The 25,683-nt window shown below is 49.8% G+C and carries 2 protein-coding genes and 1 rRNA gene; 2 read left to right on the top strand and 1 reads right to left on the bottom strand.

The window, feature by feature from the left end; genetic code table 11:
• Window positions 1-80 precede the first annotated feature (80 nt).
• Entirely contained in the window at window positions 81-23,804 is a 23,724-nt protein-coding gene (locus tag QD47_RS10460) for a non-ribosomal peptide synthetase (protein ID WP_044646070.1), read from the top strand.
• A 109-nt stretch (window positions 23,805-23,913) separates the two neighbouring features.
• On the opposite strand, the gene QD47_RS10465 is transcribed toward QD47_RS10460, so the two are convergent.
• Complete coding sequence (locus QD47_RS10465; RefSeq protein ID WP_044646071.1) at window positions 23,914-24,948, bottom strand: alpha/beta hydrolase; 1,035 nt, start codon at window positions 24,946-24,948, stop codon at window positions 23,914-23,916.
• A gap of 638 nt (window positions 24,949-25,586) precedes the next feature.
• Between QD47_RS10465 and QD47_RS10470 the strand changes: the two genes are divergently transcribed.
• Window positions 25,587-25,683 (top strand): 16S ribosomal RNA (locus tag QD47_RS10470); the annotation flags it as partial.

A 25,683-nucleotide genomic window follows, 5' to 3' on the forward strand; every position in this document is an offset into this window, starting at 1 on the left:
CACGTTAAACGGTCCTTTTGTCCTCCTGACTGCCAGTAGCAGCGGGAGGATACTCACATCAGGGAATAGGAGTGAACGAGATGAATGACATGCAGTTATATGATTTAACAAATGCGCAGAAACGTATATGGTATACCGAATTACTCTATCCAGATACGTCAGTGTCACAGCTTTCCGGTACAGCCAAGATGAAGGGCCGTATCCATATCGCTGCCTTCATGCAGTCCATTAATTTGATTATCAAACAGTATGATGCGTTCCGTATTCGTATCACCTCAGTGGATGGGGTGCCTCAGCAGTATGTCGTTCCTTATGAAGAGAGACAGTTGGAGTATCTGGACCTTACCCACTATGAAAGTGTATCAGAGGTAGAAGCTTTACTTGAGCAGCACAAAAGCAAACCCCTGCAACTGCTGGATTCTGAGCTATTCCAGTTTTTGATTGTAAAGATTAGCGAGGATGAGTATTGGATTAATACCAAGATGCACCATATTATTTCTGACGGGATCTCAATGGTGATCTATGGCAATCAATTGACGGAATTTTACATGCAGATCATCCAAGGAAATGAACCGACGCTGAATGACGATTGCTCCTATATTCAATATATTGCAGAAGAGAACGCATACGAGCTTTCTGACAGATACCAAAAGGACAAGACATACTGGCTGAATAAATTTTCTGATTTACCTGAACTTACGGGTTGGAAGTCATACAATCCATTATCTCTAAGCACCCGCGCCGTTCGGGAGCATTTTACCGTGCCAGAGGTGCTGTATCACGAGCTGCAGGCATTTTGCCAACAGAACAGGATTTCTCTGTTCCAGTTCTTCATGGGTGCGATGTATATTTACATACACAAAGTGACGAATCAGCCGGATGTGGTGATTGGTACTTCGTTCGCTAACCGGGGGAACAAAAAAGAGAAGCAAAAGATAGGTATGTTCGTCAGCACGGCTGCAGCCAGAACATACGTCGAAAAGGATATGGATGTGTTGAGCTTTCTGCAGGATGTAGCCAGGGATCAGATGTCAGTCCTGCGGCATCAGAAGTATCCATATAATCAGTTAATTCAGGATCTTAGAGAAATGCATGGTAACAAGGATATTCAGCGGCTTTTTGGCGTTTCAATGGAATACCGCCTTATCAATTGGGTTGATTTGGATGAGGTGCGCATTTTGACGGATTATGATTTCTGCGGTGACGAAGTGAATGATTTCGTGCTTCATATCGTGGAGATCCTGGATGAAGGCGAGCTGGTACTGGATGTCGATTACCGGACGACGCTGTTTGAACGCAGTGAAGTAACGGACATGGTTTCCCAGTTGCTTACGATCGCTGAGCAGATCATTCATGCACCGCAGCTTCCCATCGCAGAGGTAACCCTGCTGGGAGAAGCGGATGAGCAATCCATTTTGGCTCTCTCGGAAGGGATTGTAGCTGATTATCCGCGTGAAAAGACAATTCATGGCTTATTCGAAGAACAAGCCGAGCGCATGCCAGATCATGTTGCCGTTCAGATGGGCGAGCAGAGCATTACATATCTAGCTCTAAACGAGCAGGCTAACCAGCTTGCGAGATATTTGCGCTCCGAGGGAGTAGGAGCAGATACGCTCGTAGGGATAATGGCGGACCGTTCCTTGGAGATGATCGTCGGCATTATGGGCATTTTGAAAGCAGGAGGTGCCTATGTACCGATTGATCCCGATTATCCCGAAGAACGTATCCATTATATGCTGGAGGATTCGGGAGTCCATCTGTTGCTCACCCAAAGCCATCTATGGGAGAGTACCACATTTGACGGAAAGCTGGTGAATCTGGACGAAGTTGCATCGTATACAGGGGACACTTCAAATCTGGAGAGCATTTCGGGGGCGAGCAATCTTGCCTATGTCATCTATACGTCGGGTACAACTGGCAAGCCGAAGGGAACGCTGATCGAGCATAAAAATGTAGTTCGACTGCTCTTTAACGATAAAAATTTATTTGATTTCAGCGCTCAGGATACGTGGACGCTATTCCATTCGTTCTGCTTTGATTTCTCCGTTTGGGAGATGTATGGAGCCCTTCTCTACGGAGGAAAATTGGTGATTGTTCCGTCTCTCACAGCCAAGAGTCCAGCAGCTTTCCTGGAGTTGTTGAAAGATAACAAAGTCACTATTTTGAACCAGACGCCAACGTATTTTTATCAGGTGCTACAGGAAGAATTGGCGCACTCTTCGACAGAGCTTAGCCTTAGAAAAATCATTTTTGGTGGAGAGGCTTTAAGCCCATCTCTTCTGAAAAACTGGCGGGTCAAGTATCCTGATGTGCAACTGATTAATATGTATGGAATTACGGAAACAACGGTCCATGTCACCTACAAGGAAATCACGGAACGTGAGATTGAAGCGGGGAAAAGCAATATTGGCAGAACAATTCCGACACTTAGCGCTTACATTTTCGATGAGCAAAGACGTCTGCAGCCTGTCGGGGTCCCGGGGGAGCTATACATCGCGGGCGACGGTCTTGCCCGAGGGTATTTGAACCGTGCAGAGTTGACGTCTGAAAAATTCGTAGAACATCCATTTCGGGCGGGAGAGCGGATGTACCGTACCGGCGATCTGGCTCGCTGGTTGCCTGATGATAATATCGAATATTTGGGCCGGATCGACCATCAAGTCAAAATTCGTGGCTACCGAATTGAGCTTGGCGAGGTGGAAGTCCAAATTCTCAAGGTTCCGAATGTACGGGAAACGATTGTCCTTGCAAGGGACGACGAACAGGGACAAAAATTGCTTTGCGCCTACTACGTGGCCTCCACCGACCTTTCGCCGAGCGAATTGAGGTCTCAGTTGGCGGCGGAACTACCAGCTTATATGATCCCCTCTTATTTTGTCCGGCTGGAGCAAATGCCGCTTACGCCAAATGGCAAGCTGGATCGTCGCGCTCTGCCAGCTCCTGAGGGTAGTACACAATCCAGCGAGGATTATTTGGCTCCGAGAACTGCTGCGGAAGCCCAGCTAGCGCTAATCTGGCAGGATATTTTGGGAGTTGCCCGCGTGGGCGTTAGAGATAATTTCTTTGAAATTGGTGGTCATTCCTTGCGGGCGACATTACTCGTTTCACGGATTCAAAAAGAGTTGGGGGGCAGCCTTTCGTTGCGGGAAGTGTTTCAGTGGCCTACGGTCGAGTCCATGGCACGACTGGTGAAAGAACGCATTCCGACCGTGTATGAATCCATCCCACGGGCGGAGGAAAGCGAAGCTTACCCCGTGTCCTCAGCACAGAAGCGGTTATATGTGTTGAGACAAATGGACGGAGGAGAGCTCAGCTACAATATGCCTGGAGCATTCACAGTGGACGGGCCGTTGGATCGCGTTCGGCTGGAATCTGCGTTCCAGGCACTGATCCAGCGTCACGAATCCCTGAGAACCAGCTTCTATATGAAGGATGGAGAGCTTGTTCAGCGTGTGCATAGGAATGTGCCGTTCGTGTTGGACTACACAGAAGCTTCGGTGGAGGAGACGGATACGCTCGTACGCAGCTTTATCCGTGCCTTTGATCTCAGCCAGGCCCCATTACTGCGTGTTGGCTTGGTGAAGCTGGAAGAGGAACGTCATCTGTTGCTGTTTGATATGCACCATATCATTTCGGATGGGGTTTCCATTCAAATACTGGTGGAAGAACTCACCTCATTGTATCAGGGAGAACAGCTGCCAGAACTGCACATCCAGTACAAGGATTATGCTGTATGGCAACGGGAGCATTCAGAGAACCAGTGGAAAGAGCTTGAAGCATACTGGCTGCAGGCTTTTGAAGGGGAACTGCCTGTACTTGATTTGCCTACGGATTATCAAAGACCTTCTGTTCGCAGCTTCGAGGGTAGCCGAATTGATTTTACATTGGATGCATCCGGCAATAAGGCAATACAGGAACTCGCATCCCGTACAGGTACTACGCTGTATATGGTATTGCTGGCTGCTTATTCGGTCCTGTTGCACAAATATACGGGGCAGGAGGACATCATCGTAGGTTCTCCGGTGGCCGGAAGACCGCAAGCGGAGCTTGAGAGCATCATCGGGATGTTTGTCAATACACTGGCTATGCGCAGCTACCCGGCGGGAGATAAGACATTTCAGGATTATCTTCTCGAAATCAAGGAAACGGCGCTCAAGGCGTTCGAGCATCAGGACTATCCTTTGGAAAAACTGATTGAGAAGCTGGGTATAGGACGTGATGTCAGCCGCAATCCACTCTTTGATACTCTGTTGGTATTGCAAAATACGGAGCAGGCAGAGCAGGACATGGGCGGGCTGCGTTTTACTCCTTACCCGCTGGAGACCGTTACAGCCAAATTTGACCTGTCACTCAATGTAGAGGAGCAGGGGGCAGAGCTAGCTTTTGGTTTGGAGTATAGCACGGCTTTATATCAGCGAGAGAGTGTAGAGCGACTGGCTATGCACTTGCTTCGGGTTCTGCAGGCGGTCGCTGTCAATCCCCAGTTAAAGCTGGCGGAGATTGAGATGATCACACCAGAGGAGAAGGTGCAGATCATTGAAGTATTTAACGCGACATCGGCTCCTTATCCACGTGAGAAGACTATTCATGAGCTGTTCGCAGAGCAAGTAAAGCGTACACCGGAGCAGACGGCGCTTGTATTCGGCAACGACCAGCTAACCTACCTCGAATTGGAAGAGAAGGCGGGGCGGCTGGCCCAAACACTGCGTCGCTTGGGAACACTGAGGGAGCAGCCAGTGGCCGTGATGGGCGGACGAAGCATCGAGATGGTTATTGGTATGCTCGCGATACTACAGGCGGGTGGAGCCTATGTGCCTATTGATCCCGAATACCCGGAAGACCGGGTTCGTTATATGCTCGATGATTCCGGCGCTAAGCTACTACTGGTGCAAAAGGGTGAGTTTGTAAGTGTAGACTACGGTTTACCAATTGTCGACCTCAGCAGTGAAGAGGCTTATACAGCTGAACCTGCCCAGCTGGAGACTGCCCAGGGGTCACAGGGGCTTGCTTATGTCATTTATACATCGGGAACCACAGGTAGGCCGAAGGGCGTTATGGTTGAACACCGGAACGTGGTCCGTCTGGTCAAAGAAACTAACTATGTGGAGTTGAATGAATCCACACGAATTTTGCAAACAGGAGCCGTGGCCTTCGATGCTTCTACTTTCGAGATATGGGGGGCGTTGCTTAACGGCGGACAGCTCTATTTCGTAGAGAACGACGACATTCTGATTGCTGATAGGCTCAAAGCTGCCATCGCCAAGTACGGGATTACGACGTTGTGGCTCACTTCACCGCTTTTTAATCAGCTTTCACTGCAGGATGAGTACCTGTTTAGAGGGCTGAAAACATTGTTGGTCGGCGGTGACATACTGTCCATATCTCATATGAACCGTGTGACCGAGGCCAATCCTGATCTTGTCCCTGTCAATTGCTATGGTCCGACAGAGAATACTACCTTCTCCACCACCTACAAGATTCCGGGTCGTTTTGAAGGGGGAGTGCCGATTGGTCGCCCGATTAGTAACTCGACCGCTTATGTAGTCAATGGATCGCTTCAATTACAACCCATTGGTGCTTGGGGTGAACTGATTGTCGGCGGAGAAGGTGTAGCGCGCGGATATCTCAATCGGCCTGATCTCACGGCAGAAAAATTTGTCCCTAGTCCTGTGAAGGACGGAGAGCTCTGCTACCGAACTGGCGATCTGGTACGCTGGCTTCCGGATGGCGATCTGGAATTTAAAGGAAGAATCGATGAACAGGTCAAAATACGCGGTTACCGCATTGAGCTCACCGAAATCGAGGCTCAGTTGACCAAGGTGGAGACGGTCATCGACGCTGTAGTAGTCGTTCGCGCGGATGAGCTTGGAGAGAAGCAGCTTTGCGCTTATTATGTGGCGGATCGCATGCTCACCGCAGGAGAAGTGCGTCTTGCTCTATCGCAGGTACTTCCGGGTTATATGATCCCGTCCTATTTTGTGCAGTTGGATCGTATGCCATTAACGTCGAACGGAAAAGTGGACCGCAGATCTCTGCCGGCTCCCCAAGTGGGTGCGCATACGGGACGGAAGTATACGGCTCCCCGTACACCGGCGGAAGAAGCCTTGGCGTCTGTTTGGCAAGGGGTGCTGGGTGCCGAGCAGGTGGGGATCCATGACAATTTCTTTGAATTGGGAGGAGACTCCATTAAGGCCATTCAGGTTTCGTCACGGTTACTACAGGCTGGTTATCGGTTAGAGATGAAGGAACTGTTCAAATCTCCAACCATTGCGGAGCTAAGCGCGCAAATACAAACGGCTGTGCACATGGCTGAACAAGGAACTGTGCGTGGATCGGCCTCCTTGACTCCAGTCCAGCAGTGGTTCTTTGGACGGAAGCAGGCAGAGCCGCATCACTTCAATCAAGCGGTCATGCTGTACCGTGAACAGGGATTTGAGGAAAAGGCCTTGCACCATGTGCTGAGAAAACTCGCCCAGCATCATGACGCCCTCCGCATGGTTTTTCGTCAGACAGAACAAGGCTACGAGGCTTGGAATCGTGGTCTTGAAGAAGGAGAGCTTTATAGCCTGCAAACCGCTGATTTACGGAATGAATCCAATCCGGTCGCAGCCATTACGGTGTTGTCGGACGACATTCAGCGCAGCATCAATCTGTCAGAGGGTCCGCTGTTGAAGCTAGGACTTTTCCATTGCCAGGATGGAGACCATCTCCTGATCGTGATCCACCATTTGGTGGTGGACGGAGTGTCCTGGCGGATTTTGTTCGAGGATATCGCAGCGGGCTATGAACAGGTGACTCAAGGACAAGTGCTGACATTCCCGCAGAAGACGGACGCTTTCCGTGACTGGGGTGATGCTCTTTCCCGTTATTCGGAAAGCCCGGAAATCGAAATTCATCAGGCGTATTGGAGAGACCTGGAAGGACAGCAACTTGAGCAGTTACCGAAGGATGAGGCTGTAGAAAGCCTTCTTTTACGGGATAGCGAAGTGGTAACAGCACAATGGACTGTAGAAGAAACCGACCAACTGCTGAGAAAAGCCCACCGTGCTTACCAAACGGAGACGAACGATCTGCTATTGACCGCTCTGGGCATGGCGGTATCCAAGTGGTCCGGCATTGGAAAGATTGCTGTGAATCTCGAAGGCCACGGTCGTGAACCGATTATACCGAATATCGACATTACCCGTACCGTCGGCTGGTTTACAAGCCAATATCCGGTGATTTTAGACTTGGGCGATGACCCGGAAGTGGCAGCCTTGATCAAATCTGTGAAAGAAGGGCTGCGCCGAATTCCGAACAAAGGCATCGGATATGGGTTACTCAAAACCATGGCAAGTCAGGTGGACGCAGACAGCTTCAGCTTGCAGCCTGAGATTTCTTTTAACTACCTGGGGCAATTTGATCAGGATTTGCAGGGAAGCTCGTTGCAGATTTCTCCTTATCCGACCGGAAGCGCCCAAAGCTTGTTGGAGGAACCAGCCTATACGCTAGATATCAATGGCATGGTGACGGACGGAGCCCTGACTCTGACGATTACTTATAACGGAAAACAGTATAAGTCATCTACGATGGAACAACTCGCTGGATATATTGAAGACAGCTTGCGCGAGCTTCTTCATCATTGCGTAACCCAAGAGAGATCGGTATTAACACCAAGCGACGTGCTTGCGAAAGGGCTGAGCATTGCTGATTTGGAAGAGCTTTCTAAGCAAACCAGCCACATTGGCGATATTGAGAATGTATATAGTCTGACACCGATGCAGAAGGGCATGCTGTTCCATGATATGTTTGAGCCGCATACAGGTGCTTATTTTGAGCAGGCTGCCTTTGACTTTAAGGGTAGCTTTGATCCGACCGCCTTCGGACAAAGTCTGGATGCAGTGGTGGAGCGTCATGCCATTCTGCGCACGAACTTTTACAGCGGATGGGGCAAGGAGCCTTTACAGGTTGTATTTCGGCACAGAGGCGCCAAGCTGGTGTACGAAGATCTGCGGGAGATGAACGCAACACAGCGGGAAGCTTATTTGAAGACGTTTGCTGCAAAGGACAAAGCACAGGGCTTCAACCTGTCTGAAGATGAGCTTCTCCGTGTTTCGATTTTGTGCACAGGTGAAGATAGCTTCCGTCTCTTGTGGAGCTTTCACCACATCGTCATGGATGGATGGTGTGTTCCGTTAATTACGCAGGAGGTATTTGAGCATTATTTTGCCCTCCTGGAAGGAAGAGCACCTCAATTGGCGGAGGTTCAGCCGTATAGTCGATACATCGAATGGCTGGAACAGCAGGATGAAGCAGCTGCGGCCAACTATTGGAGCCGTTATCTGGCTGGTTATGACCAGCAGACGCTTTTACCTCAAGTCGGGGAAGCAAGTAAAGGGGAAGGTTATCTATCAGAGAAGCTGAATTACACCCTCGACAGGGAATTGACCGGGCGTCTGGAAAAGGTAGCCAGAGACGCTCATGTCACGATGAATATATTGCTGCAATCCATCTGGGGCATTGCGCTTCAACGCTATAACGGTAGCCGGGATGTCGTGTACGGAAGTGTAGTATCAGGCAGACCAGCAGAAATTCCGGGCATTGATCGGATGATCGGTTTGTTCATCAATACAATTCCCGTTCGTGTGAAGACGGAAGAAAATCTCCCCTTCACAGTTCTGATGAAGCAGCAGCAGGAACAATATATGGCTTCTCATATGTATGACACCTACCCGCTGTTTGAGATTCAGGCTCAGACCGATCAGAAGCAGGATCTAATCTCACATATTATGGTATTTGAGAACTATCCTGTTGAGGAGGAGGTAGAGCGTCTGGGTGGTGGCGAGGCAGCCTTTGAGATTGAGGAGGCGGAGCTTCTTGAGCAAACGAATTACGATTTTAATTTAATTGTCCTCCCTGGCGAAGAGATGAGATTGCTGTTCCAGTACAATGCACTTGTTTATGATCAAGAGACGATTGAGCAAATCAAGGGACATCTGGTTCACCTCATGGAACAAATTGTAGAGAACCCTGCCATTTCCGTGGATGCTCTAGAATTGGTCACGCCGCAGGAGAGAGAACAGATTCTGAACGTATGGGGAAACACGAAAGTCAGTTACGAGCACTGTAGCACGTTCCACGGGCTGTTGGAGGAACAGGCGGGACGAACGCCAGACGCGACTGCCATTCTGTTCGAGGACGAGATGCTGACCTATGCCGAGCTCAATGCAAAAGCCAATGGATTGGCGAGAAGGCTCCGTACTCAGGGGATCAACACGGGAGATCTGGTGGGACTGATTGCTGAACGTTCGCTCGAAATGATCGTTGGAATCTACGGCATTATGAAAGCCGGGGGTGCCTATGTTCCAATCGATCCAGAGTATCCGAAAGAACGAATCAGTTACATGCTTGAAGATTCCGGGGCGAAGCTGATCCTTACACAGACCCGTCTCCTGGAGCATCTTGGATGGACGGAAAATGTTTTGCTGCTGGATGAACCATCGACATATGATGCCGACACCTCGAATTTGAAGGATACTGCTGGTCCGGATGATCTGGCTTACGTGATCTATACTTCAGGTACGACGGGTCAGCCTAAGGGCGTATTAGTTGAACATCGGGGACTGCAAAATCTTTCGGACGTATACGGGGCACTCTTCGAAGTTACACCGCAGGACCGAATCGTTCAGTTTGCAAGTTTGTCATTTGATGCATCGGTTTCGGAAATTTTAACGGCACTAAGCCAAGGGGCTGCTCTGTGCATCCCTTCTACACAAGACATTTTGGATTATGCCTTGTTTGAGCAGTTCATAAACGACAAGGGAATTACGATAGCGACTCTGCCGCCCGCTTATGCTATCCACCTTGAGCCAGAGCGTCTGCCCGCACTGCGATGCCTGCTTACCGCCGGATCGGCCGCATCTGTCGAGTTGATCGAAGAGTGGAGGAAGCATGTACGTTACTCTAATGGCTATGGCCCAACGGAGGACTCTGTGTGCACCACAATCTGGTCTGTCCCGGACAGTGAGGAAGCAACGGATATTGTGTCTATTGGACGACCTATTGCTAACCATAGTGTGTACATCTTGGATGACCATTTCAGATTGTTGCCTGCCGGCGTGGCTGGAGAGCTATGCATTTCGGGTATCGGGTTAGCACGGGGGTATCATAACCGGCCTGCGTTAATGGATGAGAAGTTTGTGGGAAATCCGTTTACTCCAGGGGAGCGTATGTATCGAACGGGTGACTTGGTTCGCTGGTTACCGAATGGTACCATCGAGTACTTGGGCCGAATAGATCACCAAGTCAAAATCCGCGGCTACCGGATCGAGCTTGGCGAGGTAGAAGCACAAATGCTCAGAGTGCAGTCCGTACAGGAAGTCGTGGTCATGGCTGTGGAAGGCGATGACGGTCAGAAGGATCTGGTCGCTTACTTCGTAGCCGCTCGGAAGCTGGAGGTATCCGAGCTCCGGGCAGTTCTGTCGGAGATGTTACCTGGATATATGATCCCTTCCCGCTTCATACAACTGGAGGATATGCCTCTGACGTCGAACGGAAAAATCGATCGAAAAGCGTTGCAGGGAGAACACGGATGGGTAGCTGCTTCATCTGTAGCTCCGAAGACACCTGTGGAAATTCAATTAGCTGAAATTTGGCAAGAAGTGTTGGGTGTAGAGAACGCGGGAGTGAAGGATAATTTCTTCCATTTTGGAGGTCATTCACTGCGTGCAGCCCTGCTAGTCTCACGAATTCGCAAGGAAATGAATCGCGAAATTAGTCTGAGAGAAGTGTTCGAGTCTCCTACCATTGAAGGATTGGCTCATGCCATTGAGGGCTATACACCGCTGGATTTTGAAGAAATTCCCACAGCGGGCGTGCGTGAGCACTATCCATTGTCCTCAAGCCAAAAACGGCTGTTTATTCTAAGTCAGCTGGAAGGCGGAGAGCTGAGCTACAATATGCCGGGTATCCTTACGGTTGAGGGGGCCTTGGATCGGGAACGGCTGGAGCAGGCATTCCGTCGTCTGATTCAACGCCATGGTTCGCTGCGTACCCGTTTTGTGACTGTTAACGGTGAACCCGTACAGCAGTTCCTAACAGATGTGCCGTTTACTGTGGAATATGCGGAGTTGAGCGAGAAGGAGGCAGAAGCTTCCCTTCAGCAATTTGTCCGTCCTTTTGATCTTGGCGAGGCTCCATTGCTGCGGGTCGGCCTCATCCGGATTGCGCATGAGCGTCATTTACTGTTGTTTGATATGCATCATATTGTCTCAGATGGTGTTTCTATGAATATTCTCATAGAAGAGTTTCTCCGCTTCTATCAAGAGGAGGACTTATTACCTGCTCTACAGATCCAGTACACAGACTATGCGGTATGGCAGCAGGAGCAACTCGGTAGCGAACGTCTCAAAGCCCAGGAAGCTTATTGGTTGGATGCATTCCGCGGAAGCTTGCCAGTGCTGGATTTGCCGGGGGATGAAGTCCGTCCTGCGGTGCGAAGCTTTGCGGGCGATCGAATCGACTTCCAAATTGATTCTTCTCTGAGTGCTTCACTTCAGGAGTTGGCTACCCGAACGGGTTCCACTCTGTTCATGGTACTGCTGGCAGCCTATACAGCGCTCTTGCACAAGTACACAGGTCAGGAAGATGTCATCGTCGGTTCACCTGTGGCAGGAAGATCCCATGCGACACTCGAAGGCCTCATCGGTATGTTCGTCGGCACAGTGGCACTTCGTACTTATCCAGAAGGAGAGAAGCCTTTCGAGGCTTATTTGCAGGAAGTGAAGGAAACAGCGCTGCAGGCCTATGAAAACCAGGATTACCCGTTCGAGGAGCTGGTAGAAAAGCTGGAGCTTCAGCGTGATTTGAGCCGTAACCCACTATTTGATACCATGTTTGTCCTGCAAAATATCGAGCAGGGAGAACAAGAAATAGAGGGATTGCGCTTCACTCCTTACGATAATGTACATCCGGCTGCCAAGTTCGATCTTACGCTGACCGTGAGTGAAGCAGACGGGGCATTGAACTGCACGCTTGAGTACGCGACTGCGATCTACAAGCAAGAGACTGCTGAGCGGATGGCAGGCCACTTTGTACAGCTTATTCGGGAAGCCATCGCCAATCCGGCACTGCCGTTGTCATCCATTGATATCGTGACACCTCAGGAAAAATCAAAGCTGATGCAGAAGTCGGCCGAAGCCAGAGCAGATTATCCTCGTGACAAGACGATTCATGCGTTGTTCGAGGAACAAGCTGCTCGTACTCCGAATGCAGTAGCAGTCGTATGTGAAGAGGCAACCCTGTCCTACAGCGAGCTGAACGAACGGGCAAACAGACTTGCCAGAACGCTCCGCGAGCGTGGCCTCCAACCAGATGGTTTGGCTGGAATCATGGCGGATCGTTCCCTTGAAATGGTGGTCGGGATTTTGGCCATTTTGAAGGCGGGCGGGGCCTATGTCCCTGTGGACCCTGAATATCCAGAGGACCGCATTCGCTTTATGCTTGAGGATTCGGGAGCCAAGCTACTGCTGACACAAGCGCATCTCGAGAAACGCGTCTCCTTCGCCGGGGACATCATCAATCTGGACGGGACGGCTTCCTACAAGGAAGATATCTCAAACCTGAAGCCTACAGCCGGACCGGAGCATCTTGCCTACGTCATCTACACATCGGGTACGACAGGCAAGCCAAAGGGAACGCTGATCGAGCACAAAAATGTAGTTCGCTTGCTCTTTAATGATAAAAATATGTTTGATTTCGGTCCTCAGGATACGTGGACACTGTTCCATTCATTCTGCTTTGACTTCTCCGTATGGGAGATGTATGGGGCATTGCTGAACGGAGGACGTCTGGTCATCGTTCCATCGCTTACCGCGAAGAGTCCGGATCGTTTCTTGCAATTGCTTAAGGACCAGAAGGTCACCGTCTTGAACCAGACGCCGACATACTTCTACCAGTTACTACAGGAAGAGCTTGCTCATCACGCGGCAGAGCTGAGCCTCCGCATGATTATCTTCGGTGGAGAGGCATTAAGCCCGGCCTTGCTCAAGGACTGGAGAACGAAGTATCCGCAAGTGCAGCTCATCAACATGTACGGCATTACCGAAACGACCGTACATGTAACATACAAGGAAATTACAGAGCTGGAAATTGAACAGGGCCGCAGCAATATCGGCATCACGATTCCGACGCTACGTGCTTACATTTTGGATGAACAACGCCGACCACAGCCGATTGGCATTCCGGGTGAACTCTATGTGGCGGGCGTAGGCCTGGCGCGAGGCTATCTGAACCGACCGGAATTGACGGAAGAGAAGTTTGTCGCTCATCCGTTTGAAGCGGGCGAGCGCATGTACCGCTCGGGTGACTTGGCACGCTGGCAGCCTGATGGCAGCATGGAGTATTTGGGACGGATTGACCATCAGGTTAAAATCCGTGGTTACCGTATCGAGCTGGGCGAAGTGGAAGCGAAGCTGCTCCATGCTCCGTCTGTAAGGGAGGCCGTTGTGCTCGCCCGTGAGGATGGAAGTGGACAAAAGGTGCTTGTCGCCTATTTCACTGCCGATCAGATGCTGACGGTAGGCGAATTGAGAAAAGTCTTGGCTGCTGAACTGCCAGCTTATATGATTCCGTCTTACTTCATGCAATTGGAACAGATGCCATTGACGCCAAATGGCAAGCTGGATCGCAAGGCGCTTCCCGCTCCGGAGGCCAATGTGCAGACAGGAGCGGTTTATGAACCGCCAAGGACGAAGGCTGAGGAAGCTCTGGCGTCCGTATGGCAAGGTGTATTGGGAGCGAAGCAGGTCGGCATCCATGATCATTTCTTCGACCTGGGTGGTGACTCCATCAAAGCGATCCAGGTATCCTCGAGATTGTTCCAAGCCGGGTATAAGCTAGAGATGAAGGATCTCTTTAAATATCCGACAATTGCCGAGCTAAGCCCGTATCTTCAGGAAGCCGGACGCACAGCAGAACAGGGCGAGATCCAAGGTGCAGCAGAGTTAATGCCAATTCAGCGTTGGTTCTTTGAACGCCATACAGCGGAGCCGCATCATTACAATCATGCCGTTATGCTCTATCGGAAAGACGGCTTTGATGAGGCTGCACTCCGATTGACGGTGACCCAAATTGCTACCCACCATGACGCGCTGCGTATGGTCTTCTGTTCTACAGAAGCTGGATATGCAGCCTGGAATCGGGGAACGGACGAAGGTGAGCTCTACACATTGGACATCGCTGATGTGCGGCAGGCAGAAGACCAGGCAGCTGCCGTTCAGGCCAAAGCCGATGGCATCCAGGCAAGCTTTCACCTGGAAGACGGCCCACTGCTCAAGCTAGGCTTGTTCCATTGTGACGATGGTGATCATTTGTTGATTGTCATCCATCACCTCTTGGTTGACGGCGTATCCTGGCGCATTCTGTTTGAGGATATCGCAGCGGGATACGAGCAGGCGTTGAATGGACAAGCAATCGTTCTTCCTCAAAAGACCGATTCGTATCTTGTATGGTCTGAGCAAGCGGCGAAGTATGCAGCAGGGCCTGCTCTGGACAAGGAGCGTGCATACTGGCAGCAGATCGAGGAGGCGATTTTGGCTCCACTGCCAAAGGATAAGGATCAGGAGCCGGGCACCATTCGGGATACCGAGTCGGTAACGGTAACGTGGTCTGCGGAAGAAACGGACCTGCTGCTGCGACAAGCGAACCGGGCGTATCATACGGAGACGAATGATTTGCTCTTGACTGCTCTGGGGGCAGCAATACAGCGCTGGACAGGCATGGAGCAGATTTTGGTCAATCTTGAAGGTCATGGACGGGAAATGATTATACCTGAACTGGATATCACCCGTACCGTGGGCTGGTTCACAACCCAGTACCCGGTTCTGCTGAACCTTCAAGACGGACAGGAAGTATCAGCACGAATCAAGCGTATCAAAGAGAATTTGCGCCAGATTCCGCACAAAGGAATCGGCTACGGCCTTCTGAAATATATGGCACGGGAGAAAAGTGGCGAGTTCGGCGTAGAGCCGGAGATTTCCTTCAACTATCTTGGACAGTTTGATCAGGATTTGGAGGGGAATGCCCTCAGCCTATCCACACATTCAGTCGGTAAGGCGCTCAGCGACCACACACCGCAGCAGTATGCTCTGGATGTGAATGGCATGATTGCCGAAGGCCAGCTATCACTGACGGTTACGTACAGCAGCAGGCAGTATCGCAAGGAGACGGTGAATCATTTTGCTGAATTATTACAGTCCAGCCTTAGCGAGGTCATCCGACATTGTGTGGCGCAGGAGCGTTCACAGCTTACACCAAGTGATGTTTTGTTCCAGGGATTAACGTTGGAGCAGCTTGATCGACTTACAGCGCAGACGGCCCACATTGGAGAGATTGAAGATGTGTACAAGCTTACGCCAATGCAGAAGGGGATGCTGTTTCACAGCCTGCTGGAGCCAGACTCCTCTTCATACTTCGAGCAGGCTACGTTCGAGTTGCGAGGCAGCTTCGATGTAGATACCTTCTTCGAGAGCTTCCAGGCTTTGGTGCAAAGACATGCCATACTACGTACCAGCTTTTACAACAACATTGGTGATTTACCGCTGCAAGTTGTCTTTAAGCAACGGCCAATCCCTCTGCACTACGTAGATTTGCGCGACGCATCTATGCAGGAACAAGAAGCCCGGATCAAAGCTCACACGGCTGAGGATATGGCTAAGGGGTTCAGCTTGTCGGAAGATCCGCTGATGCGAGTGACCGTCTTGCAGAAGGAGCAAAGCTGTCTTGTATTGTGGAGCTTCCACCATATTGTCATGGATGGCTGGTGTATCCCGATCATTACACAGGAGCTGTTCGATTATTATTCTGCCAAGAAACAGCAATTACAGCCTGTGCTACCGCCAGCTCAGCCTTATAGCCGTTATATTGAGTGGCTTGATGCACAGGATGATAAAGAAGCTTCAACATATTGGAGCCAATACCTCGAGGACTATGATGGGAATACCGTATTGCCGGAAGGCAAGACGAAATCTCAAGCTAAAGAAGCGGGCTATGTTCTAAATGAGCATGTTCTCCATCTGGGTGCATCCTTGACCGATAAAATGGATGTTGTGGCGAAGCGAAACCACGTGACCGTCAACACCTTAATGCAGACAGCTTGGGGACTGATTCTTCAACGTTATAATGCCAGCTCGGATGTGGTTTTCGGCGGCGTTGTGTCAGGTAGACCGGCTGAGATTGCAGGTATCGAAAATATGGTGGGTCTGTTCATTAATACAGTACCTATCCGTGTACAGTCCTCCAAAGACGAAGCCTTTGTCGAGGTCATGAAACGTACACAGGCACAATCGCTGGCAGGCCGTGCTTACGACACCTACCCACTATATGAGATTCAAGGGAAAACAACCCAAAAGCAGGACCTGATTACTCATATTATGATCTTTGAAAATTATCCGCTCGACGAACAGGTGGAACAGTCGGGTAATCAAAATGAGGACAATCTCGAAGTCGCGAACTTTACCATGTTTGAACAAACGAACTATGGCTTTAACCTGGTTGTGATTCCAGGCGAGGATATCAAGGTCTGCATACGTTACAATGCTTTGGTCTACGAACAAGAAAGCATTGCACGAATCGGTGGACACTTGATGCAAATGCTCGATCAGGTAGCTACTCGTCCGCAGGCGACCATAGAGGAGCTGGAGATTGTAACATCTGAGGAACGGGTGAAACTGCTAGACTGGGACGGCAAGGCCCACACCTATCCAAGCGATCAGGGTCTGCATACCTTGTTTGAAGAGCAGGTTGTCCGTACGCCAGATAAGATTGCAGCTGTTAACGGCGATATTCAGGTCACGTATCGGGAGCTGAACGAGCAGGCGAACAGATTGGCCTCCACCTTGATCGCTCAGGGACTTCGGAGTGAACAAGTGGTTGGTCTGTTGGCGGATCGGTCTGTAGAACTGCTTGTCGCCATCATGGGTGTGCTCAAAGCGGGCGGGGCCTATGTACCTATTGATCCTGAATATCCGCAGGAACGGATTCAGTATATTCTGAAGGATTCTGGCGCTGGAATTTTGCTCACACAGAGCCACTTGACGGAGCTGGCCTCCTTTGAGGGAACGGTTATGGAATTGGATTCCCCGCACATCTACGGCAACGGGGTGGATAACCCTGATCTGCCTGTGAGAGGAAACGATCTGGTGTATTTAATCTATACCTCGGGTACAACAGGGAATCCGAAGGGAACCATGATTAACCATAAAGGGATCGTGAACTACATCTGGTGGGCCAATAAGGTCTACTGTGCAGGGAAACCAACAGATTTTCCGCTGTACTCGTCCATTTCGTTTGACCTGACGCTGACATCAATTTTCACTCCATTAATTAACGGAGGATTAGTACGGATTTACGATGGTATAGATAAAGCGGAGGTTGTTCAGCATATTTTGCGCGAAAATGCGGTGGACATTCTCAAGCTGACGCCGACTCATCTCAGCCTTATTAAAGATATGACCATCCCGGCGGAAAGTCGCATTCAGCAGCTCATTGTGGGTGGAGAGAATTTGACCACACATTTGTCGCAAACCATCACAGATCTCTTTGGCGGCAACATCAAAATCTACAATGAATACGGTCCAACCGAAACGGTCGTCGGCTGCATGATTCACCTGTACGATCCTGTGAAGGATACACGTGAATCCGTACCTATTGGATTGCCAGCAGACAACATATACATCCATATCCTAGATGAACAACTTCGTCTCGTGCCATTAGGCGTGGAGGGCGAAATGTACATCGCAGGGGACGGGGTAGCCCGCGGATACCTGAACCGTCCTGAGCTTACCGCAGAAAAATTCATTAGAGACCCGTTCGCCTCGGAAGGAAATATGTATCGAACCGGGGATTTGGCCCGTCGTCTTCCTAATGGAGACATTGAGTACATTGGACGTATTGACCATCAAGTTAAAATACGGGGCTATCGTATAGAGCTTGGTGAGATTGAGGCCAAGCTGCAGGATATTCCACTTGTAGAGGAAGCTCTCGTTGTTGCGTGGGCAGATGCCCATGGACAGAAGTCTCTGTGTGCCTACTTCGTAGCTGATCGGGAAATGTCTGTCAGTGAGCTGCGGAACGAACTTTCTGGACTGCCTGCGTATATGATCCCGTCCTACTTCGTCCAACTGGACGTGATGCCTTTGACACCGAATGGCAAGCTGGACCGTAAGGCACTGCCTGAACCGAACTCGGGTGTGAAAGCGGGCGCGGCCTTTACTGCTCCGCGGACGGATGTGGAGAACATTTTGGCTTCGATCTGGCAGGGTGTGCTAGGTGTTCCGCTTGTCGGCATACATGACAATTTCTTTGAACTTGGAGGCGACTCGATCAAATCGATTCAAGTGTCCTCAAGGCTTCTCCACGCAGGCTATAAACTTGAGATGAAGGATTTGTTCGGCTATCCAACCATTGCAGAGCTGGCCCAGCGCGTTAATGCAGTCAGCCGAATTGCAGATCAGAGCGAGGTACACGGAGCGGTAAGACTGGGACCTGCCCAGCGCAGATTTTTCGACGAGCAGTCGACGGACCTGCACCACTTTAATCAGTCGGTCATGTTGTACAGACGGGAAGGCTTCAATACTGATGCGCTCGCCAAGGTTGTTCGGAAAATTGCAGAACATCATGATGCACTGAGACTGGTGTTCCGCCAAGGAGAGCGGGGGTTTGAAGCCTGGAACCGCAGCTTAGGTGAGGGTGAGCTTTATAGCCTCCAGATCCACGATCTGCGGGATGAAACAGACCCGGCTTCGGCAATAGAAGCAGGTGCGGAAGCCATTCAGCGCAGCATCTCTCTCGGTGATGGACCTCTCTTAAGATTGGGCCTGTTCCGCTGCGCGGAAGGCGAACATCTGTTAATCGTTATTCATCATCTGGCTGTTGATGGCGTATCCTGGCGCATCCTCTTTGAGGACCTGCAGGAAGGCTACGAGCAGGCAGCACGCGGAGAAGCTGTCAAGCTTCCGCAGAAGACGGATTCGTACCGTGCATGGGTTGAGGGAATCACACAATATGCGAACAGTCCGGCGGCTGAACAAGAACGCAGCTATTGGGCAAAGGTAGAAGGGGATGGCTTCGCCCCTCTTCCAAAAGACAAGGTAGACGACGCTCTTCTCATCAAAGACAGCGAGACTGTTACGGTGAGATGGTCACCAGAAGAGACAGAGCAGTTCCTGAAAGAGGCGAACCGCACTTACAACACAGAAGTTAACGATTTGCTCCTGACGGCCCTCGGCATGGCTGTTCACGAGTGGACTGGGATTGAACGTATAGGCATCCTTCTGGAAGGACATGGACGGGAGCCTGTTGTACCTGAACTGGATATCACTCGTACTATAGGCTGGTTTACAAGTCAATACCCTGTCGCCCTTGAGATGAAAGAGGAGCTGGAGATCGGCGCTAGAATCAAGCGTGTCAAGGAAGGCTTGCGTCACATTCCTAACAAAGGTGTCGGATATGGTATTTTGAAATATTTGAGCGACGTATCCGATGTCTCCTCCTTCTCGGCTGAACCGGAGATTATCTTCAACTACCTGGGACAGTTCGACCAGGATCTTGCAGGGGGAATGATGGAGGTATCGCCTTACTCAGTAGGATCTGAGGTCAGTGAGCAGATGGTACAGCATCAGGCATTGAACATTAATGGACTGATTGCCGAAGGACGACTTCAACTTTCGGTCAGCTATAACCGTCAGCAGTTCCACACGGAGTCGGTAGAGAAGTTTGTCGGCATCCTGAAGAACTGTCTCAGCGAAGTCATTGGACATTGTGTACGAAAGGAAAGAACGGAACTTACACCAAGCGATGTACTCCTCAAAGATATCAGCCTGGGAAAAATCGAGGAGCTGGAAGAGCAGACACGGCATATCGGCAGCATTGAAAATATTTATAAACTGACACCGATGCAAAAGGGAATGTTGTTCCACAGCTTGCTGGAGCCTCATTCGGAAGTCTACTTTGAGCAGGCCAAATTTGAAATTCACGGAGCATTCTATCCTGAGGATTTCAAACGCAGCTTAAAGCATCTGATGAAACGGCATGCCATTTTGAGAACGAATTTCCATGCCGGATGGGGCGATTTCCCTATACAGATTGTGTTCAAAGAAAGAGCGTGTGACTTCGTATACGAGGACCTGCACGAGCTGGAATCCGATGAAATTGAAGGGCGTCTTGCAGCTTATACTGCTCAGGACAAAGCAAGAGGCTTTGATCTTGCCGAAGGAGCATTGCTGCGAGTGACCATTCTACGGACGGCAAAAGAGGCTTACCATCTGCTGTGGAGCTCTCATCACATCATTTTGGATGGCTGGTGTATGCCTCTTGTGCTTCAGGAAGTGTTTGAAACGTACGGGGTTCTGCGTGAGCAAAGGGAGCCTGAGCTTCCTGCTGCTGTATCGTACAGTCATTATATTCAATGGCTGGAGGAGCAAGGTGAGGAAGAGGCATCCTCTTACTGGAGAGGTTATCTGGAAGGTTACGAACAGCAGACGAAGCTGCCGCAAGCGACAACACAGCCATTGGCAAAAGCAGAAGCCTACGTATCAGAGAAGCTTGTATTCACGTTGGATGCGGAGCTGACCGAGCGGCTGGAACAAGTGGCCAAGCAGAACCAGGTAACGATGAACACGCTGATGCAAGCAGCATGGGGAATCGTGTTGCAGCGCTACAATAGAAGTCAGGATGTCGTCTTCGGAAGTGTGGTATCGGGAAGACCTGCCGAGATTCCAGGTATCGAAAGCATGATCGGTCTCTTCATTAATACGGTTCCGGTTCGGGTACAGGCCGAGGGAAGCGATACGTTCTCCCATGTGATGAAAAGACAGCAGGAATTATATTTGGCAGGACATGCTTATGATTCCTATCCGCTCTATGAGATTCAAGCACAGAGCGAACAGAAGCAAGATTTAATTTCCCACATTATGGTATTCGAGAATTATCCGGTAGAGGAGCATCTGGAAGAGAAAATTGCCAGTGAAGAGGCTGAATACAAAATTACGGATGTTCAGATGTTTGAACAGACGAATTATGATTTTAACCTCATTGTGCTGCCGGGTCGTAATCTGGAGTTCTTGTACCGTTACAATGCCCGCGTCTATGATCGGGAGAGCGTGGAACGGATTCAAGGGCATTTGATGAAAATTCTGGGAAATGTATCTATTCATCCTGCCATTCGTATTGATGAGCTGGAGCTGATCACGCCAGAAGAGAAATCGCAGATTATAGAGGTGTGGGGCGATACAGCAACTCCTTATCCGCGTGAGAAGACCCTTCACGGCATATTTGAGGAAAAAGCGGCGCTCACACCGGATCGTACAGCACTTATCTATGGCGAAACGAAGCTTACCTACGGAGAACTTCATCAGCAGGCGAACCGCCTCGCACGTACGTTGCGTGACCAAGGGGTCAAACCGGACCAGCCAGTCGGCATCATGGTTGAGCGCTCGCTTGAGATGATCATTGGCATCCATGCCATTCTAAAAGCGGGTGGGGCCTATGTACCGATTGATCCGGAATTCCCGGAAGATCGTATTCGCCACATGCTGGAGGATTCGGGTGCGAAGCTTCTGCTGACGAAAAACCATCTCAAAGATCGTTTTCCGTTTGCTGGCACGCTCCTGGCACTTGATGACCCGCAGGCGTATCATGCTGATGACTCGAATCTGGAGCCACTCGCAGGGCCGGAGCATCTGGCGTATATTATTTACACGTCAGGTTCAACTGGCAAGCCGAAAGGTGTAATGATTGAGCATCGCTCTGCCGTCCATACGCTGAGTCAGTTGGAAGCTGAATATCCGATGTTGGCAGGTGACCGATTCCTGCTTAAAACGACATTCACCTTTGACTTCTCCGTGCCGGAGCTGTTCTGCTGGTTCTTTGGGCAGGGAACCCTCGTGATCCTGCCGCAGGGCGTGGACAAAGATCCGGTGGCACTGCTGGAGGCCGTGGATACGAGCCGTATCACGCATCTCAATCTGGTGCCGTCGATGCTCAGTGTTCTTGTTCAATATTTGAAAGAAGGCGGCAGCCAAGGATTCCTTACTTTGAAATACCTGTTGGCCTGCGGTGAGACGCTGCCCGCCAAACTTGTGGAAGAGTACTATAAAGTATCTCCATACGCAGTGCTGGAGAACATCTATGGTCCTACGGAAGCGGCCGTATATGCGACCCGATATACAACGAGTCTTGAGACTGCTGCTCTAACGCATGTGCCTATCGGTAAGCCGTACGCTAACGTCCAAGTATGGATGATGGACAGTGCTTCTCAGGTATCACCTGTGGGTGTACCGGGAGAACTCTGCATTGCAGGCGAAGGGGTAGCGCGAGGGTATTTCAACCAGCCGGACCTGACGGCAGAGAAGTTCATTCCTCACCCGTACAAACCGGGAGCACGGATTTACCGGACAGGCGATTTGGCCCGATGGCTGCCAGACGGGAATATTGAGTATTTGGGGCGGATCGATCACCAGGTAAAAATCCGGGGTTACCGCATTGAACTGGGAGAAGTGGAGGCACAAATTCTTAAAGTGCCATCTGTGCAGGAAGCGGTCGTCCTTGCACTGGCTGATGCTACTGGAAGTACTCAGCTTTGCGCGTACTTTGTGGCTGAAGAGGGACTTGCAGCCAACGTATTACGTGAAGCACTGGCCAGCGAACTGCCAAGCTACATGATTCCGACTGCTTTCGTACAGCTGGCACAAATGCCGCTGAATCCGAACGGCAAATTGGATCGCAAAGCGCTGCCGGCACCGGAAGCACTCCTGCGGAGCACAGCGGAGTATATCCCGCCGCGTACGCCGACTGAAGTAGAACTGGCGCAGATTTGGTCCGAGGTACTCGGTGTGCAGGAAATCGGAGTCAAGGATCATTTCTTCGAACTTGGGGGCCATTCCCTGAAAGTATTGGGATTGATCCAGAAGATCTCGTCCAGCATGGGTGTCCAGCTCCCGCTCCAACTCGTGTTCAATCTTCCGACAGTGGAGCAAATGGCACATGAAATATCCAAGCTGCGGACAAAAGATGTTCCTGATGAAGAAGAAATGGAAATTATCCACTTCCCAGGCAAAGGCACGCTTAAAGTATTTTGCTTCCCTCCTCGGGTCGGCTACTCTCTGGGTTACTATGAGATGGCTAGAGAGCTGGAAGGACATTGTGAGGTATACGGGCTGGAATTCATCGGCGATCGTTTTGGGAGTCAAGACATGCTGGATCGATACATGGATGCCATCGTGGGTATTCAAGCAGAGGGACCTTATGTCTTCCTCGGATACTCACTCGGAGGGAATCTGGCCTTCGAGGTGGCTAAAGCCATGGAAAGCCGAGGTCATCAGGTCAGCGACCTTATTATGGTGGATGCTATGAGAAAGACGTCCAAGGATGAATCGACGCCGGAGCAGCTTGAAGAGATCGTTGAGACGGTGTTGGACAGCATTGGGGATCAGTACAAAGCATTCTTGGCCGATCCATCCGACAGGAAGCGAGTCAAAGACAAAATGTTGATCTACTCCATCTATCGGAATGAGCTTATTAACGCAGGTGAAGTTCAGGCCAATATCCATGCCTTGGTTGCAGAAGACGATAGTATTGGTCCGGTGACATCATCAGATAAATTGCTATGGCAACAGGCGACGCTTGGTCAATACGAAGAATACGGAGTTATCGGTACGCACGATGTGCTGCTTGATCCCGGTTATGTTGGGGAGAATGCTAAAGTGCTGAGACAGATACTTGGCAAGGTCGCAGAAGCATCATCTAAAAACAAGCCCATATTGTCCTAAGATTAATCAACAATAATAAGTTTTGGGCAGTAAAGACGCCCGGGTTCCTTTATATAGAAGGAACTCGGGCGTCTTTTGTGTTTTTTGCAACCATCAACATGTAGAGTATCTAATCATCTGTGTTTGTTTTAGCAACGGTTGACCGTGGGTGATTGATATTGGAGATTAGCTCACGGATGACTTGAATGACAAGCTCTGGTTGATCATGAATAATCATATGGTCGCTCTTTTTGGCAACAATAAATTTGCTGTTTGTAGAGATGTTGAGCATCTCACGCTGCCCCATTTGCCAGCTTTGTTCGATCTGCTCATTCCCGCGCTTACTAATACCGAACTGAGTCAAATTTTGCTGGATGCCCCGGGCAATCACACGCACAGGGAGGTTTCCCAAATGTTGCCCACGTATGGCATTTTCGGTCGTGCTCGCCAGATCACCCTCCTCGGCAACAGATCGAAAGTATTTGGGTGAAGCGACAATATTCACAAACGATTTTCTATCCTGATGCTCGACACGACCAGTTAGAATAAAATTAGGGAACAGACGAAAAGCCCCCGACCTTTCTAGAAGAATGGATATTAACGGCGAGGGATTGACCTTAGGTCGTTCCTTGGCATAAATCTCATTTGTCCGGCGTGCGTCATTCTCAGGCCTAGCATCCACAAGGACCAATCCTGCCACCTCATCACTGTACGTTTGTGCGTACAGCCTTGAGTACATGCCCCCGAGAGAATGGCCTACAAGGATATAAGGAGGCTGGATGTCTGTATTCTTTAAGGCGAGATGAAGCTCTCGAACGATGTTTTCCCCGGTGCGTGGAGTAGCAGCCTCCTCGCTCCAGGCATAGCCTGCCCGGTCATAGGATACAACGGTGGCGAATGATGAAAGATTTTCAGGAATATCCCTCCAGGACAAGCTGCTTTCCCCGCTTCCCGATTCAAGCAGTATTGTCGGAGTGCCGCTACCAAGTTTGCGAATATGGAGTCGATAGCCTCCGACGTCAACCATTTTCCCCAGAGGAGGATATTGCAATTTATCCTGTTTGGATGCAATCCACTCATAAACAAACCCAGAGATAACGACAAGTAGTAAGCAAGAGATGACAAAAAACACAATTCTCGTCCATGTTCGTCTTCGTTGCTTCATTACAAGATCTACTCCTCTATACTGTTAATTAATCATCAGCTAATGTTATATGATACAAAATTGCCTACGTGTAATTTGTAAGCTTGCTGAAGATTTCAGGTAAACCATCAAAATGAAGTTCCGTAATATCCGTCTATTCTCTATTAAAGAGGGTGGTGGTTATGGCGAAGGTTCTCATATCATTTTTTACCCATCCTTTCTTTGTCAAATCATCAATATTAAAGAAAAATCAGACTTTGAACTTGAATTGTAATGAGTAACCAGGTATTTCGAGGCAAACAATTTAATAAAAATGTTGCATTTAAATACCTAGTATGATATATTCTAATTCCGGCCAAGAAATACAATATTGCGAGCGAGTGTTACAAAAAAGATTTTAAAAAAATGCTTGCAAAGTTGGTTCGGACATGATAAGATATAAGAGTTGATAAGGCAACGAGCTGAATTGACAAAAAGAAATGTTTGATCTTTGAAAACTGAACAACGAGTGAGTACGGATTTTGTTTATAAAATCCAACGCTGAGATTTTGGTACATGCCGTCAGGCTGTATAAAATGGAAGCGAACAATGAGATATTTTATCTCGTCAGTTTCAAAATGAGCATATCGCTCTTTCTATATACCAACTTCGGTTGGTCTTTAATGGAGAGTTTGATCCTGGCTCAGGACGAACGCTGGCGGCGTGCCTAATACATGCAAGTCGAGCGGGGTTGTTGTGGAAGCTTGCTTCTACAAC

It is taken from the genome of Paenibacillus terrae (genome assembly GCF_000943545.1).
In the GTDB taxonomy this organism is placed as follows: domain Bacteria; phylum Bacillota; class Bacilli; order Paenibacillales; family Paenibacillaceae; genus Paenibacillus; species Paenibacillus terrae_A.